This window comes from Streptomyces sp. NPDC048352 (assembly GCF_040651895.1).
Classification (GTDB): domain Bacteria; phylum Actinomycetota; class Actinomycetes; order Streptomycetales; family Streptomycetaceae; genus Streptomyces.
Map to the genome: position 1 here is coordinate 40146 of NZ_JBEZKZ010000035.1, position 15288 is coordinate 55433.

At 76.4% G+C, this 15288-nt stretch carries 14 protein-coding genes; 5 read left to right on the plus strand and 9 right to left on the minus strand.

Annotated features, from left to right (window positions below):
- Nucleotide 1: 1 nt before the first annotated feature.
- From AB0D45_RS19440 to AB0D45_RS19470, 7 genes are all read right to left on the minus strand, one after another.
- Nucleotides 2–1756 (minus strand): ABC transporter ATP-binding protein, encoded by a 1755-nt coding sequence (locus AB0D45_RS19440; RefSeq protein ID WP_362460500.1) that lies wholly within the window; start codon nt 1754–1756, stop codon nt 2–4.
- Entirely contained in the window at nt 1753–3531 is a 1779-nt protein-coding gene (locus AB0D45_RS19445; protein WP_362460502.1) for an ABC transporter ATP-binding protein, read from the minus strand. Before AB0D45_RS19445 ends, AB0D45_RS19440 begins: the two co-directional genes overlap by 4 nt.
- A gap of 77 nt (nt 3532–3608) precedes the next feature.
- Nucleotides 3609–3746 (minus strand): SapB/AmfS family lanthipeptide, encoded by a 138-nt coding sequence (locus AB0D45_RS19450; RefSeq protein ID WP_362183365.1) that lies wholly within the window; start codon nt 3744–3746, stop codon nt 3609–3611.
- Complete coding sequence (gene lanKC / locus AB0D45_RS19455; protein WP_362460505.1) at nt 3743–6382, minus strand: class III lanthionine synthetase LanKC; 2640 nt, start codon at nt 6380–6382, stop codon at nt 3743–3745. The genes AB0D45_RS19450 and lanKC overlap by 4 nt, the downstream gene beginning before the upstream one ends.
- 165 nt (nt 6383–6547) lie before the next feature.
- A complete protein-coding gene (locus AB0D45_RS19460; RefSeq protein ID WP_362460508.1) occupies nt 6548–8113 on the minus strand; it encodes an SDR family oxidoreductase in 1566 nt (521 codons plus the stop codon).
- Between the two features lie 240 nt (nt 8114–8353).
- Nucleotides 8354–9160, minus strand: coding sequence for an alpha/beta fold hydrolase (locus tag AB0D45_RS19465; RefSeq protein ID WP_362460510.1), 807 nt, complete (start codon nt 9158–9160; stop codon nt 8354–8356).
- A 91-nt stretch (nt 9161–9251) separates the two neighbouring features.
- Nucleotides 9252–9878, minus strand: a complete 627-nt coding sequence (locus AB0D45_RS19470) for a TetR/AcrR family transcriptional regulator (protein ID WP_362460513.1) — start codon at nt 9876–9878, stop codon at nt 9252–9254.
- A gap of 72 nt (nt 9879–9950) precedes the next feature.
- Between AB0D45_RS19470 and AB0D45_RS19475 the strand changes: the two genes are divergently transcribed.
- Nucleotides 9951–11567 (plus strand): FAD-binding oxidoreductase, encoded by a 1617-nt coding sequence (locus AB0D45_RS19475; protein ID WP_362460516.1) that lies wholly within the window; start codon nt 9951–9953, stop codon nt 11565–11567.
- Between the two features lie 45 nt (nt 11568–11612).
- Here AB0D45_RS19475 and AB0D45_RS19480 read toward each other — a convergent pair whose 3' ends face one another.
- Nucleotides 11613–11888, minus strand: a complete 276-nt coding sequence (locus tag AB0D45_RS19480; protein WP_361609654.1) for an isoamylase early set domain-containing protein — start codon at nt 11886–11888, stop codon at nt 11613–11615.
- 323 nt (nt 11889–12211) lie between these two features.
- Between AB0D45_RS19480 and AB0D45_RS19485 the strand changes: the two genes are divergently transcribed.
- The 4 genes from AB0D45_RS19485 to AB0D45_RS19500 all read left to right on the plus strand — a co-directional run bounded on the left by AB0D45_RS19485 (nt 12212) and on the right by AB0D45_RS19500 (nt 14725).
- Nucleotides 12212–12661 carry an SRPBCC family protein gene (locus AB0D45_RS19485; RefSeq protein WP_362460519.1) on the plus strand — a complete coding sequence of 150 codons (450 nt, stop codon included), beginning with the start codon at nt 12212–12214 and terminating at the stop codon, nt 12659–12661.
- Between the two features lie 145 nt (nt 12662–12806).
- Complete coding sequence (locus AB0D45_RS19490) at nt 12807–13511, plus strand: helix-turn-helix domain-containing protein (RefSeq protein WP_362460521.1); 705 nt, start codon at nt 12807–12809, stop codon at nt 13509–13511.
- 32 nt (nt 13512–13543) lie between these two features.
- Nucleotides 13544–14041 (plus strand): DUF3291 domain-containing protein, encoded by a 498-nt coding sequence (locus tag AB0D45_RS19495; RefSeq protein WP_362460523.1) that lies wholly within the window; start codon nt 13544–13546, stop codon nt 14039–14041.
- A 132-nt stretch (nt 14042–14173) separates the two neighbouring features.
- On the plus strand, nt 14174–14725 hold the full coding sequence (locus tag AB0D45_RS19500) for a 2'-5' RNA ligase family protein (RefSeq protein WP_362460526.1): 552 nt from the start codon (nt 14174–14176) through the stop codon (nt 14723–14725).
- Nucleotides 14726–14745: 20 nt separating this feature from the next.
- Here AB0D45_RS19500 and AB0D45_RS19505 read toward each other — a convergent pair whose 3' ends face one another.
- Entirely contained in the window at nt 14746–15240 is a 495-nt protein-coding gene (locus AB0D45_RS19505) for a hypothetical protein (RefSeq protein WP_362460528.1), read from the minus strand.
- Between the last annotated feature and the right edge of the window lie 48 nt (nt 15241–15288).

A 15288-nucleotide genomic window follows, 5' to 3' on the forward strand; every position in this document is an offset into this window, starting at 1 on the left:
CTCACACCCGCGCCTCCCACACCCCCACGAGCTCCCGGTACAGGGCCGACCTGGCCGGGAGGTCCGCGTGCGTACCGCAGACGGCGCGGGTCCCGTCGAGGACGAGGACCCGGTCGGCCCGCGCCGCGGAGGAGATGCGGTGGGCCACGACGACGAGGGTGCCGGGGCGGTCGGCGAGCGCCCGTTCCGCGCGTTCCTCGGTCCGCGGATCGAGGTGGCACGTGGCCTCGTCGAGCAGCAGCAGCGGCGCGGGCGACAGGTACGCGGCCACCAGGGCCAGTTGCTGCCGCTCGCCCTGGGAGAGCCCGGCCGGGTCGAGCGGCGCGTCCGGGCCGCCCAGCCGGTCCACGAGGCCGTCCGCGCCGAGGGCCGCCACGGCCCGTTCCAGCCGCTGCGCGGGCACGGGGCCGGGGCACAGGTGCGTCAGGTTCTCGCGGACGGAGCCGGTGAACACGTACGCCTGCTGCGGCAGCAGGGTCCGCCGGGGATCGGGCCCCCGGGGGCCGGCGCCCCGGCGGGCCGGGGCCCCGGCCAGGAGCACGGTGCCGCGGCCGGGCGGCAGGAGCCCCGCAAGCAGCGCGGTGAGCGTGGACTTGCCGATGCCGCTCGGCCCGACGACGGCCAGGTGCTCCCCCTGGCGCAGGGTCAGGTCGAGGCCGTCGATCACGGGCTGGGCGTGGGGCCCGTACGCGAAGCGCACCTGGCGCAGCTCGGCCGCGGGAACCGGCTCCTGCGGGGCCGGGGCCGGTGCCGGGGCGGGGGCCGGTTCCGCGAGCGGCGCCCCCGTCGGCTGCTCCTGCGGGCAGAAGCGGTCCAGGACCACCACGAGCCGGGTGCCCGCCGAGCCGAGCGCCCCCATGAGGGAGTCGAGCGCGGGCAGCAGGGACTGGACCAGGTAGGTCAGGGCCGCGGCCAGGGCGCCCGCGCTCAGCCCCCGCGCCAGCAGCCAGGGCGCCCCCAGCAGCAGCGCGACGACGGGCAGCCGGCCCGCGACCCCGAGCGCCACGGTCCGCAGGGCGGCCCACCGGGCGAGCCGGCGGGTCAGCCGCTCCTGCGCGGCGATCAGCAGCTCCAGGCCGGCCCCCGCCTCGGCCCCGCCCCCGCAGGCGACCACGTCGCGCAGGCCCGCCGCGAGTTCACCGGTCCGCGCGGCCAGGGCCTCGTCGGTGTCGAGCGCCCGCCGCTGCACCCGCGCCATGGGGCGGAGCGTGAGCAGGAAGCCGGCCGTCCCCAGGAGCAGGGGCGGCAGGACGAACAGCAGCAGGACCGGTGCCAGCGCGGCCATCCCCGCCAGGGCGCCCGCCGCGGTGAAGACGAACGACCGGGCGACGAGGACCAGCCCCGCGAAGGAGTCCCGGGCCATCTCGGTCTGCTGGGCCAGCCGGGACACGGCCCCCGCGTGCCCGGCCCGCGCCGGGTCGGCGACGGCGCGCTCCAGGGCCTGGCGGACGGCCCGGCGCACCAGCCCGTCGCGCAGCGGTTCGACCAGGTCCGCGAGCCCCGCGAAGACCCCCCGCAGGGCGAGCCCGCCCAGGAGGGCGCCGGCCCCGGCCACGGCGAGCCAGGCGATGCCGGTGCCGGTCCGGGAGGCCAGGAAGCCGTCGTCCAGGGCGCGGGCCACCGCGTACCCGCCGAGGAAGGTGTGGGCGGACTCGAGCAGCGACCACAGGGCGAGGGCGGTGAGCGTCCGGGCGCGGCCGCGCAGGAAGCGGCGTCCTTCGCCGCCGATGCGCCGCCAGGCGCCGTTCTCGCTCACCGGACCGCCCCGCGGGCGGCGGGCTCTCCGGACGGGGCGGGGCCGGGCTCCCCGGCGGCGCCGAACACCGCGCGGTAGGCGGGGTCCTGCCACAGCCTCTCGTGCGTCCCGGTCGCCCGCACCCGGCCCTCCTCCAGCCATACGACGAGGTCGGCCCGGGCGGCCGTGGAGGCGCGGTGGGTGACGACGAGGCGGGTCCGGGCCCCCACCCGGTGGGCCAGCGCGTGCTCCACCTCGCGGGCGGTGACGGTGTCCAGGCTGGAGGTGGCGTCGTCCAGCACGAGCAGGCGGTGCCCCCCGCAGAACGCCCTCGCCAGTCCGAGGCGTTGCAGCTCGCCGCCGGACAGCGGGGCGTCGGCGAGCGGCGTCCCGTAGCCCTCGGGCAGGCGGCGGACGAACGGGTCGGCTCCGGCGGCCCTGGCCGCCGCGCGCACGGCGTCCGCGGCCGGCTCGGGCCGGGCCCCGAAGGCGATGGCCGCGCCGACGCTCCGCCCGAACAGCGCCGGCCGGTCGAAGGCGTGGCCGACCTCCCGGCGCAGGGCCGCGGCGGTGAGGTCCTCCAGGGGCGTGCCGTCCAGCAGCACCTGGCCCGCGTCACAGCCGGTCAGCCGGCCGGCGACGGCGGCCAGCAGGGTCTTGCCGGAGCCCGAACGGCCCACGACGGCGGTGGTGGTGCCGCCCGGGAGCAGCAGGTCGACGTCCCGCAGGACGGCCGCACCCGCACGCTCGACGCGGACGCCGCGCAGCTCCAGGGTGCCGGGCCCGTCGGCGGCGTGTTCCCGTTCGCCGTGGGCGAGTGCGGGCAGGTCGAGGAGGGCTGCCGTGCGGCGGGCGGCGGCCCTGCCCCGCACCACGGCGGCCAGCCGGCCCGTCACGGCGCCGGCGCCGGCCGCGAGGCCCGCGTAGCGCACGGCGGCGAGCAGGCCGCCGACTCCGAGCGCGCCGGCCGCCAGGCGGACGCCGCCCACGCCGAGGACCACGTACAGGAGGAGGGGCATGAGGGCGCTGGTGCGGGCCATGGTCGCCCCGTAGATCCGCCACGTCCGCCGCCCCTCGCGGCCCAGTTCGGGCAGGGGTTCGAGGATCCGCGCCGCCTCCCGTTCCGCGGTGCCGGCGGCGGCGATGGTGCGGGCCCCGGCCAGGGCCTCGGCGAGGCGTCCGGCCAGGGCGAGCTGCACCTGCTGGTAGCGGCTGACGCTGGCGCCCGACGCGCGGGCGAAGGCCCGCAGCAGCACGGCCAGCAGGGGCACGCCGGCGAGGAAGGCCAGCGCGGTCCAGACGTCGATGAGGAACAGGGCCACGAGGCCCCCGAGCGGCGGCAGCAGGGCGGTGGCGGCGGTGGCGACGGCCGCGGGAACGGTGCCCGCACCGGTGGCGTGCGCCGTGAGCCGGGCCGAGACTTCGCCGGGGGAGTGGCGGGCCGCGTGGTGCGGTGCCGTACGCAGCAGGGCGGCGAGCCCGCGCCGTCGCAGCCAGGCGGTGGAGCGGGCGTCGACGCTGCCCGTGAGCCGGGCCGTCGCCGCGTCCAGCAGCACCTCGGCGGCGATCACCGCCGCGCAGCACAGGGTCCACAGCGTGCCGGACGGGTCGCGGCGCAACAGCAGGTCGAGGGCGTGGCCGAGGACGGCCGGTTCGGCGAGCGCGGCGCAGGCGGCGGCCAGCGAACAGCCGGCCACGGCGGCGGTGCGGCCGGCGCTGTGCCGTGCGGCCGCCCGCAGTGCCCGGTCGGCACTCTGGGCGGCCGCCGCCTCACCGGAGGCATCGGGCGCGGTCATGGGCGGCGGCTCCTCGGGTACCCGGGGGTGCGGTACGGGCCCGGGCGACGAATCGCCCGGGCCCGGAAAGGACCTGATCAGTTACAGGTCGTCACGCTCAGGCTGCTGTCGCCGCACAGGAGCAGGCTGGCGCGGCTGCCACCGCCCGTGAGGTGCGCGGCCTCGGTGGTCTCTTCCTTGGGGGTCTCCATCGACTGCAGGTCCAGAAGCGTCATGACTGGTTCCTCTTCTTCTCTGTGGTGTTCCGATGGGTCACGGCCCCCCGTGGGGGGACCGGCTCTGGGGCCGCCGCGGTGCGCGGCGGCGGGAGGAACGGCAGGTGCGCGCGACCGCCGGTCGCGGCGCTGCCGAGGGCGAGGAGCGCGCCGGCGGTGCCCGTGGACAGGTCCATGGACAGGCGCATCATCTGCTCGCCGGGGAAGGCGAGGTGTCCCCGGTACGGGAGCGCGTGGCGGGCCAGCGCCTCGACCTGCCGGGCGATGTCCTCGGGGCGGGTGCCGGGGCCGGGCGTGGTGGTCCGCGCCAGGTGCAGGATCATGCCGGCGGCGCCGCGGAACAGCCCGGGCTGGGCGTAGAAGGTCGCCTGGGCCGCCTGGACGATCTGGGCCCGGGCCTTGTCGAAGCGGTCGTCCGCCGCGTACGCGCACCAGTCGTCGAGGACCATGCCGATGCCGACGCTGCCGGCGCCGAGGTAGGGCATGGTGCGCCACCCCTCGTCCACCTGGAGGGTGCCGAAGGCGCTGGTCACGCAGTGGTCCAGGTCCCGGTGCAGGAACAGCCCGGCGCGTTGGAGCAGTTCCGGCTCGCCGGTGCGCTCGTAGAGGCGCAGGAGCAGCAGGGCGATCCCGCTGTGGCCGTACAGGAGCCCCGTCCGCTTCAGCCCGGGGGCCGCCTCGCAGGCCAGGTCGGCGCAGCGCAGCGCGGTGGCGTGCAGGGCGCGTTCGCCGGTGGCCGTGCCGAGGGAGTCCAGCGCCAGGCCGATGCCGGCGAGGCCGCCGTGCAGGTCGGGGCCCGCGGACTGCCACGGCTGCTCCAGGAGGCGCTCCACGAGCGTGAGCGCGCGGTCGCGGTGGCCGAGCCGGTCGTGGGTCCAGGCCAGTCCGGCGAGGCCGTCGTAGAAGCCGAGCGGGGTCCCCGACGGAGGTTCCGCCGTGCGGGCGAGCAGCCATTCCTCGGCCTCGGGCCAGGGCGCGTCGCCCGTCTCCGCGAGCGCGTACAGGACCCCGGCGGCGCCGTGGCCGAAGGCGGTTCCGCCGGCGGCGGTGGCGAACTGGGCCGGGTCGCCGGGGAAGAGCCTGTCCTCGCGATCGGGGGTGGCGGTGGCGTGCAGGGCCGCCGTCAGGGAGGCGCGGGCGGCCGGCCAGTCCCCCGGCTCGGCCGGCAGGTACGGGCGCGGCGGGGCGGGTATCCGCCCGTCGGGGCCGTCGGCCGCCGGTCCGGAGAGGATCTCCCGGACCGCTTCGTCGAGGAAGGACCGGGGCACGGGGAACTGCGCCGCGGCGATGTCCGCGAGATGCGCCGCCTTGGCCCGGTCCATCACGAGCAGGCTGGTCAGCGGCAGGAACAGGGCCAGGCGCAGGCAGGCCAGCGCGTAGCGGTCGACGGCGAAGCCGCGCCGGTCGGCCGGAGCGACGAAGGCCGGGTTGGCGACCGTCTGGCGCAGGCCCTCGTCGACGTGCGCGGCGGCCTCGAAGTCGAGCAGGGCGACGGAGGGTTCGCCGGTGGCGGGGTCCTCCGCGACCATGATGTTGAAGAGGTGCAGGTCGTTGAAGACGATGCCGCGTGCGTGGACGGCGTCGACGGCCTCCGTCACCCGGGCGTGGATCTTCAGTGCCCAGTCGGTGTACGAGGCCAGCTCCGCGGGGTCGGGATCGGCCTCGATCAGCGGGTGCCGGCGGGCGAAGTAGGTGTTGAGGGGACGGCCTTCGAGGTACTGGAGCGCCAGGAAGTGGTGGTCCCCGACCGTGAAGGCGCCGTGGACGGACGGAACGCAGTCCAGCCCGTCCAGCTGCTCCAGCGCCTTGCGTTCCCGGTGCAGGCGGGTCACGGCGTCCGCTTCGTCCGCGGCGAGCCCGGCGAAGGGGCGGCCCTCCTTGAGGACGACCGGCTCGCCGGTGCGGGTGTCGCGGCCGGCGTAGACCCCGCCGCCGTTGGAGAAGTGCAGGGCCCGCTCGACGGCGTAGGGGACGCCTTCGAGGGTGACGGCCGAGCGCCGGTCCAGGTGGGGCTTCAGGAAGGCCGGCAGTTCGACCCAGGCGGGCGGCTGGAACACCGGGCCCCGGGCGTCCGGCACCAGGCGCCCGTCGGGCGCCTCGACGGCCGGGACCACCTCGCCGTCGGCGTCGTAGCAGTGCCGCAGGGTGAAGCTGCCGTACCGCAGGTGGACCGGGCCGTCGTTCCAGCGCAGGTCGCTGAGGATGTACGGGCCGGACTCGCCGGCCAGCAGGGCGTCCAGGTCCTCGGCGACGCGCCGGCAGGCGCCGGCGTCGGCGGGGTAGACGGTGAGGAACTTGCCGCTCGCCGAGCGGTCCGCGTACTTGGCGTTGCGCAGGTGCAGCAGGTAGCGGCTGGGTACGAACTTGAAGGCGATGTCCCGCTCGACGCAGTAGGCGTACACCTTGCCGAGGACGGCCTCCGCGTTGTCGAGGCGGGCCGAGACGTGGATCTTCCAGCCCTGGGAGGGCAGGTCGAGGCCGAGCGGGCGCAGGGCGAGCCAGTCGCCGCTGCGGTGCGAGCGCCACCCCTCGGGCACCGGGGCGAGGGCCAACGGGTAGCTCTCGCCGGCCCGCCGGTAGGGGGCGTCGTAGAACCAGTGGTCGGCGTCGCAGAAGGCCGCATGCCCCTTGTTCACACCTGCTCCCTCGGTCGGTGACGTGACCAAAGGTGACACGTGGCCGGGAGCGCGCGACAGTCGTGTTTGTCACCAGCCCGACGTGCAGTACGCACGGGTCACTTGGCGCCCGCGCGCCCTCGTCGGAGGCGGGGAGAGGGGGCCGGGCCGGCGGGGTTCAGCCGGTCACGGCCGCGGCCGCGGGTCCGGCGCGGCAGGGGCCGCGGGCCGGTCGGGCGCGGCCGGCTCCGCGGGCGGCGCCGCCGGGGCGGCGGCCTGTTCCGCCGCGTGGGCGATGTTGCGGGCCATGCCGCCGAACACCGCCGCGTGGAAGGGGCTCACCGCCCACCAGTACACGTGGCCGAGCAGGCCGTGCGGGTGGAACAGGGCGCGCTGGCGGTAGCGCGAACGGCCCCCGTGCGCCGGGTCGGGTTCGGCGTACATCTCCAGCCAGGCCAGCCCGGGCACCCGCATCTCGGCGCGCAGCCGCAGCAGCCGGCCCGGCTCGATCTCCTCCACCCGCCAGAAGTCGAGCGCGTCGCCCACCCGCAGCCGGGTGGCGTCGCGGCGCCCGCGGCGGATGCCGGCGCCGCCCACCAGCCGGTCCAGCCAGCCGCGGACGGCCCAGGCCAGCGGGAAGGAGTACCAGCCGTGCTCCCCGCCGATGCCCTCCACCACCTGCCACAGGGCCCCGGGCGGGGCCGCGACCTCGGCGCTGCGGTGGTCGGTGTAGAGGCTGCCGCCGGCCCAGTCGGGGTCGGTGGGCAGGGGGTCGCTCGGGGCGCCGGGCAGGGAGGCGGAGGACCACCGGGTCGCCACCCGGGCCTCCCGCACCTGCCGCAGGGCCAGTTCCAGCGCCCGGCCGAAGGGGAGGGGGGCGCCGGGCGGGTCGGGCACCCAGCGGGCGATGTCGTGCTCGGCGCACACCACCTCGTGGCGCAGGGACTCGGCGAGCGGCCGGGCCAGTGCCCGGGGCACGGGGGTGACCAGGCCGATCCAGAGGCTGGACAGCCCCGGGCTGAGCATGGGCACGCGCAGGATGCGCCGGTGCGGGAGCCCGGCGACGGCGGCGTAACGGTGCATCATCTGCTCGTACGTCAGGATGTCCGGGCCGCCGATGTCGAAGGCCCGGCTGACCTCCGGGGGCATGGCGGCGCTGCCGACGAGGTAGCGGAGCACGTCCCGGACGGCGATGGGCTGCACCCGGGTCCCCAGCCAGCTGGGCGTGATCATGACGGGCAGCCGTTCCGTCAGGTAGCGCAGCATTTCGAAGGAGGCCGAGCCGGAGCCGATGACCACGGCCGCCCGCAGCACGGTGCAGGGCACGCCGGACGCCAGCAGGATGCGTCCCACCTCGGCCCGGGAGCGCAGGTGGGGTGAGAGCCCCTCGGGGGGCAGGCCGGGCGGGGTGAGTCCGCCGAGGTAGACGATGCGCCGTACGCCGGCCAGCCGGGCCCGTTCGGCGAAGAGCCGGGCCGCTTCCCGGTCGCGTTCCTCGAAGCCGGGGCCGGCGGTGAGGGCGTGCACCAGGTAGTAGGCGACGTCCACCCCGCGCAGCGCCGCGTCCAGCGCGTCCCGGTCGGTGACGTCGCCGCGCGCCGTCTCGACGCGTACGGCCCACGGGTGGTCGCGCAGCCGCTCCGGGGAGCGGGCCAGCGCCCGTACCCGGTACCCGGCGTCGAGGAGCTCGGGCACCAGGCGGCCGCCGATGTAGCCGGTGGCGCCGGTGACCAGGCACAGCTCACCCGTCATGATCGCTCCCGTCCTCCGGCGGCGCGCGCGGTCGGCGCCGCCCCTTCCGAGCCTGGACCGGGTACGGCCGGGGCGCAAAACGCGTCGGTTCCGCATCGTCTCCGGATACGGGCCCCGGTGGCCCGGCGCGGACCCGGCAGGCGCTCCAGCCGGCCGGCGCCCGCGCCCCGGGACCTCCCGCCCGGACGCCGGAGCGGGCCAGGGGGCGGTCCGGCGGCGGCGCGTGCCGCCGGCTGTTCCTCACCGGGTGAGGAAGTCCGCGAGCCGCTCGCCCCAGGTACGGACGTCCGCCCGGGTCCGCGAGACGTGCAGGACGGCGCCGGGCAGGCAGTCGGCCAGGGCGTGCGCCGTCGCCAGCGGATGGCCCGGGTCGTCCACCCAGGCGAGGATCAGGGCCGGGCACCGCAAGGCCCCGAGCGCGGCGGGCTCGGGCAGGTCGGACCGCGCCAGACCCCGCAGTACGGACGGCAGGACCGGCCCCGGCGGCGTCGGCGGGAACTCCGGGACGCCGGCGACGACCGCCGGGCGCGGACGGCCCTTCCGGGCGGCGATCCAGGGCCCCGCTCCGTCCCGCTCGATGGCGTCGGCCGCCTCCCGGCCGGCCCGGGCGTACGCCGCGCGGGTCTCCCACGCGGTCGGCGGGATCAGCAGCCCCAGCCGGGAGAACCGGGCGGGTGCGCGGACGGCGGCGTGCAGCACGGTGCCGCAGCCCATCGAGGCGCCGATCGCGGCGGCGGGCTCCGCGAGCCCCAGGTGGTCGAGCAGGGCCAGCAGGTCGTCGGCGAACGAGGCATAGGTGTAGTCGCCGGCCACGGGCTCGCCGGTGGACCGGCCGTGGGCCCGGGCGTCGTAACGCACCAGGCGCCGGCCCGCGGAGAGGACGGGCGCCCAGTCGAAGAGGCCCATCCGCTCCTCGACGCCCTGGCTGACGAAACCGCCGTGCGCGTACACGGCCGCCGGGCCGCTGCCGGCGTCGTCGTACACCAGCTCCGCCCCGCGGTGGCGGAACCGGCCTTCCACGCCTGGACGGGCTCCCTCCGTGCTCACCGGCACCCACCTCGATCCGGCCGACGCCTCCATCATCCCCTCTCCGCCCCGCCCTGCCCCGCGCCGGGCCGGCCGCGCGCCGGCCCCCCGGTCAGAGGTCTTCGGGGGTGAGGAGCGCGGCGGCAGCGAACAGGCGGGCGCAACGCCGGGTCATGGCCTGCGGGGTCTGTTCCGGATGCCTGACCCACCAGCGCACCAGGGTCGCGACGAGGTCCCGCCACACGTACAGGAGCGCGTCGGCGTCCAGCGGGTCGGCGGACCCGGCGCCGCGCAGCAGTTCGGCGGTGCCGGCGGCGGCCAGCCGGTCGATGGCCGACCAGTACTCCGCGGCCCGGCGGGCGGCTTCTCCGCCGGGCGGCAGGGTGGTGTCGTAGAGCACGAACCACGCCTCCCGCTGCCCCTCCAGCGCGGTGAAGATCCCGTGCAGCACCCGCAGCGGAGTTCGCGGGGTGGTCCCCTCGGCCCCCATCGCCGTGCGGACGGCCTCCAGGAGGCGGTCGCCGACGGGGACGAGGCAGGCGACGTAGAGGTCCTCCTTCGTGCCGAAGTACTGGTGCAGCAGCGTCTTGGTGACGCCCACGCGCGCGGCGATCGCGGGCAGCGAGGCGGCCGCGTAGCCGCGGGTCCCGAACTCGGCCGTGGCGGCCTCCAGCAGCTGCCGAGCGCGCTGCTCCCGGGGGACTCCCTTGGTGCCGGCTCTGGACGGGGGGGTTGCCATACGGAGATATTACCAGTACGTAATTTACCGCGAGGTAAATTCAGACCCGACACCCCCTCAGGAGTACCCCTCATGGACGGCACCACCGCCCGGCCGACCGCCCGCGCCCGCTCCTGGTGGGGCTGGGGATGGACCGACGCGCACCCCGGCGACGCGGAATGCGTCGCGATGGGGGCCCTGCTCCCCGGCACCCTCGCCCGCCCGCTGCCGGTACCCCGCGTCCGCGACCTGGACGTCAGGGGCCCCGCCGTCGAGGCGCCGCAGAGCCTCGCCCACCTGGTCAGCGCGGACCCGGCGGACCGCGCCGCCCACGCCATGGGGAAGGCGTACCGGGACGTGGCGCGCGCCCTGCGCGGGCAGCCGGGCCGCATCCCCGACCTCGTCGCCCGCCCGGCCGACGAGCAGGGCGTGGCCGACCTCCTGGAGTGGGCCGGCGACCGACGGATCGCCGTCGTCCCCTACGGCGGGGGCTCCTCGGTCAGCGGGGGAGTGGAGTACCGGGGCGACGCGCACCGCGCCGTGCTGTCCCTCGACCTCACCGCCATGGGGCGCGTCCTGGACGTCGACACCGCGGGACGCGCCGCACGCATCCAGGCCGGAGCCCTCGGACCGGGCCTCGAAGACCAGCTGCGCCCGCACGGGCTGACCCTGCGGCACTTCCCGCAGAGCTTCGAGTTCTCCACCCTCGGCGGCTGGCTCGCCACCCGCGCCGGCGGCCACTACGCCACGGGACGCACGCACATCGACGACTTCGTCCAGTCGATGCGCGTGGTCACCCCCGCCGGCACCAGCGGCTCCTGGCGGCTGCCCGCCTCCGGCGCCGGCCCCTCGCCCGACCGCCTCTTCCTCGGCTCCGAAGGGGCGCTCGGCGTCATCACCGAGGCCTGGATGCGCCTCCAGGAACGCCCCCGTCACAAGGCCTCCGCGGCGGTCGCCTTCAGCGACTTCACCGCCGCCCTCCGCGCGGTGCGGGACCTCGCGCAGTCGGATCTCGCGCCCGCCAACTGCCGGCTGCTCGATCCGGGCGAGGCGGCCCTGTCGGGCGCCGCGCACGACGGCTGTTCCGTCCTCGTCCTCGGCTTCGAGTCGGCGTACGAACCGGTGGCCGGCCGGCTCGCGCGCGCCGTCGAGCTGGCCCGCTCCCACGGCGGCCGCCACGACGGGAGCACCGGTGCGGGCCGGGGGCGCGGGGAGGCACCGGCCGGGGACGCGGCCGTGAGCGCCTGGCGCGCGGCCTTCCTGCGGATGCCCTACCTGCGTGACGGGCTGGTCAGGATGGGCGCGGTCGCGGAAACCTTCGAGACGGCGGCCACCTGGGACCGCGTGCCCGCCCTGATCGACGAGGTGCGCGGCGAGGTCGGTGCGGCGGCGCTCAAGGCCACCGGGCACCCCGCCACCGTGAACTGCCGCCTGACGCACGTCTATCCGGACGGCGCCGCCCCGTACTTCACCGTGCTGGCCGCCGGCCGGCCCGGTGGCGAGGTCGCCCTGTGGGACGACCTCAAGGCCGTCGCGGGCGAGGTCCTGCACCGGCACCGCGCCACCATCACCCACCACCACGCCGTCGGACGGGACCACCGGCCGGGCTACGACCGCCAGCGGCCCGAGCCCTTCGCGCTGGCCCTGCGGGCCGCGAAGGGCGCACTGGACCCGCGGGGCATCCTGAACCCCGGCGTGCTGGTGGACTGACGGGCCCGCGCGGTGTCGCCGGCCGGGGCCGCGGGGACCCGCGCGTCAGGTGTGGAGGCGGCCGTTGGTGCCGTCGTGGCCGTCCGCGTGCTCGTCGTCGAACCAGTAGTCGCCGGCGGCGAGGTAGCGGAAGGAGTGGGTGGAGTGGGCGCGCAACGCGACGGTGGCGGCGCGGGTGCCGTCGCCGCGGGGCGTCAGGGGGTGGGCGGCGGGGTTCCAGTGGTTGAAGTCCCCGACGACGCTCACGGGACCGTCCGGGGTGTCCTCGGGGAGGACGAAGGTGACCTGGGTGCGGCCCTTGAGCTGCTTGCGTTCGAGCACCGTGACTCTCCAGTCGTGGGAGCGGAAGGCGTGCTCCGGGCATCTTCGCCGCGGCGGCCGGCCGGCGGCGCCATCCGCGCCTGCCCGGCGGGGAGGCGTCACCCGGTTGCGGTAGTGGCGAAGGCCGCCGGCGGGGGCCCCGGGGCCGGGCGCAACCGGTGCCCTGCTTCCCTGGGCCGGTTGCCCCGGACACGCCAGGGGCCGCTCCCCGGGCGGGTGGTGTTGGCGCGGCCGGGCGGGGAGGGTGCGCCGGCCGGGGGAGGGATCGTCCTGGCCGCCGGCCGCCGCCGGCGGGCACCCGAAGCTGGAAGGAGCCTTTGCTGATGTCGCAGGTCAAGGAGTCGATCGAGGTTGACGTGCCGGTGACGACGGCCTACAACCAGTGGACGCAGTTCGAGTCGTTCCCGCAGTTCATGGAGGGCGTGGAGCGGATCGAGCAGCGGACCGACACGCTCACGCACTGGGTCACGAAGATGGCCGGCGTCAAGCGGGAGTTCGACGCGGAGATCACGGAGCAGGTTCCGGACCACAAGGTCGCGTGGGTGACGGTGGGCGGTCAGGCGGAGCAGTCGGGCCTGGTCACCTTCCGGCCGATCGACCCGGCGCACACCGAGGTGACGCTGATGATGGACTTCGACCCCGAGGGGATGGCGGAGAGCATCGCCGACAAGCTCGGCTTCGTCGACCGGCAGGTCAAGGGTGACCTGAAGAGGTTCAAGCACTTCATCGAGGAGCGCGGCGCCGAGACGGGTGCCTGGCGCGGCAACGTCTGACCGCCCCCGCGCACCCTGGACTCCGGTCCCGCCGTGCCGGCCGTTCGCCGGCGCGGCGGGACCGGCCCCGTCGAGGGCGGGCTCCGCTTCGGCGGCGGGGCCCGGGCCTTCTATCTCCAACCCGTGTTGTTCCTAGAATGGCCGGGTGGAGGACATCGACGCGATCGCGGTGCTGCAGGATCCGGTGCGGCGCCGCCTGTACGAGTACGTGGCGGCCCAGGGCCGGGAGGTCGGCCGCAACGAAGCCGCGGAGGCGGCCGGAGTGGCGCGCACGCTCGCGGCACACCATCTGGACAAGCTGACCGAGGCCGGGCTGCTGGAGAGCGGCAGCCGCCGGCTGACCGGCCGCTCCGGGCCCGGGGCGGGCCGCCCCGCCAAGGTCTACACGCGGGCGCCGGGTGAGCGGTCCGTCTCGCTGCCGGCCCGCGACTACCGCACCGCGGCCGAGCTGCTCGCCGAAGCCGCCGAGCTCGCCGGGCTGGACGCCGGGCTCTGTGCGGCCGCACGCGGCAGGGGAGAGGCCCTGCGCGGTTCGGCGGAGCCGTGCGGCAGCCTCGAAGAGGCCGTGCGGACGCTGGTGGCACGCGGCTACGAGCCGTACGTGGAGGGCGGCGAAGAGGCCCGGGGCGCCGAAGCCGTCGAGGAGTCCGGGAAGGCCGGGCCCGTCGTCCGCATGCGCAACTGCCCCTTCCACGCCGTCGCCGAACGCTTCCCGCCGCTGGTCTGCGGCATGAACCTGGCCCTGCTGGAGGGGCTGCTCGGCGTGGACGGGCCCGTGCGCGCACGGATGGACGCCCGGCCCGGCGAGTGCTGCGTGGTGGTGGAGCCTTCTAAAAACAACAACCGTTGACATAGAAACAGGCGGCGTGCTGGGATGGGGCCATGACCGCATCCCCGCACGCCGCACACCTGGCCCAGCTCAACGTGGCCACCCTCCGCCACCCCTTCGACGACCCGCGGATGACACCGTTCGTCGAGCTGCTCGACCCGGTCAACGCCGCCGCCGACGGCGCGCCCGGGTTCGTGTGGCGGCTCGTGGAGGAGGGGTCGGACGACGCCACCGGCCTGCGCCCGGCGGGTGAGGACGTCATCGTCAACCTGACGGTGTGGGAGACGCAGGAGGCGCTGTGGGACTTCGCCTACCGCAGCGGGCACTTGGACGTGATGCGGCGCCGCCGCGAATGGTTCGAGCGGCACGTCGAGGCACACCTGGTGCTCTGGTGGATCCCCGCGGGCCACCGCCCGACCGTCGCCGAGGCCCTGGAACGCCTGGCCGAGCTGCGGGCGCACGGGCCGTCCCCGCGCGCCTTCACCTTCGCCTCCTCGTACACCACGGCCGAGGCCGCCCCGCACCTCCAGCCGACGCCGACGGCGCCGTAAGGCGAACGCCCCGTGCGCGCACGGCCGGACGCCACGCGGGACCCGGGTACGCGCGGGCCTCCTCCGGCCCGTGGGGCGGCCGACCTCGCCGAAGCCGCGGGGCACGCGGAGGAGGTGACACCATCCGATGCCATGTCAGATCAGAGCGCCAGTACCTTCCAGGCGGGCCAGACGGGCCTCGTCATCCGGATCCCGGAGGCGGAGCCGGCCGTCCGGGCGTGGCGGAAACGGTTCGACCCCTCGGCCCCGGCCGGGGTGCCGGCCCATGTCACCGTGCTCTTCCCGTTCCTCGACGAGAGCCGCGTGGACGGGCTCGTCCACTCCGCCCTCGAGCAGGTGCTGGGTAGCCACCCGGCCTTCGAGCTGCGCTTCGAGAGGTGCGGACGGTTCCCCGACGTGCTGTACCTCGTTCCGGACCCCGACACGCCGCTGCGGCAGCTCACCGAGGCGATCGCGGCTCGTTGGCCCGAGGCTCCGCCGTACGGCGGCCGGTTCGCCGACGTCGTGCCGCACCTGACCATCGCGCAGGGCCGGGAAGAAGCCGTGCTCGAACGGATCGAGGCCGACCTCGCGCCGGGGCTGCCGTTCACGTCCCGCGTCACGTCCGTCGAGCTCATGGTGCACGACGGTACGACGTGGCGGGAACGGGCGTCGTACCCCCTCGCAGGCCGAAGCGGGCCCTGAGGGGCCGGCGTGTCAGCGGGTCATCTGCCGCCCAGGAAGGAGGCGGCCGGGACGAAGATCTCGTGGCCGGTCGGGAAGCGGACCCGGACCCCGGACTCCGTCCACGTCGTGGAGTCGATCCCCTTCGCGCCCAGCGCGGTGTCGACGTCCACCCAGTGCCCGTAGGAAGGGCCGGAATACCTGCCGATCACCATCCGGTAGGACTCCCGCCCCGACAGGCTGCGGTAGTGCACCAGCGTCAGGTGGTACGGGGACCGGTCCGGATAGGCCACGGCCGAGGGAGCGCTGCTGCGGTACGTCACCTCGGTCCGCGGCCACCACATCGCCGTCATGAAGACGGCGGTCAGCAGGACGCCCGCCACGCCGCCGAGCAGTGCCGTGCCGATGCCGCCCCGCCGGCGGGCCTGCCCGGCCGGTCCGGGACGGTCGGGGAGGGAAGTAGTGATGACGCGCTCCTGGTTCGCCGCTGCTCCGCCCCGGCGGGACGGAATGCTCCGGCGAAGAGGACGCGCCACGGCGGGAATTGGTTGTGGCGGGGGGCAGGGCCCATACGGCCGGACCGG

Coding starts and splice junctions, on each gene's coding strand:
- AB0D45_RS19445 (WP_362460502.1), bottom strand. CDS start 3,531: ATGACCGCGCCCGATGCCTCCGGTGAGGCGGCGGCCGCCCAGAGTGCC.
- AB0D45_RS19450 (WP_362183365.1), bottom strand. CDS start 3,746: ATGACGCTTCTGGACCTGCAGTCGATGGAGACCCCCAAGGAAGAGACC.
- AB0D45_RS19460 (WP_362460508.1), bottom strand. CDS start 8,113: ATGACGGGTGAGCTGTGCCTGGTCACCGGCGCCACCGGCTACATCGGC.
- AB0D45_RS19470 (WP_362460513.1), bottom strand. CDS start 9,878: ATGGCAACCCCCCCGTCCAGAGCCGGCACCAAGGGAGTCCCCCGGGAG.
- AB0D45_RS19475 (WP_362460516.1), top strand. CDS start 9,951: ATGGACGGCACCACCGCCCGGCCGACCGCCCGCGCCCGCTCCTGGTGG.
- AB0D45_RS19485 (WP_362460519.1), top strand. CDS start 12,212: ATGTCGCAGGTCAAGGAGTCGATCGAGGTTGACGTGCCGGTGACGACG.
- AB0D45_RS19495 (WP_362460523.1), top strand. CDS start 13,544: ATGACCGCATCCCCGCACGCCGCACACCTGGCCCAGCTCAACGTGGCC.
- AB0D45_RS19500 (WP_362460526.1), top strand. CDS start 14,174: ATGTCAGATCAGAGCGCCAGTACCTTCCAGGCGGGCCAGACGGGCCTC.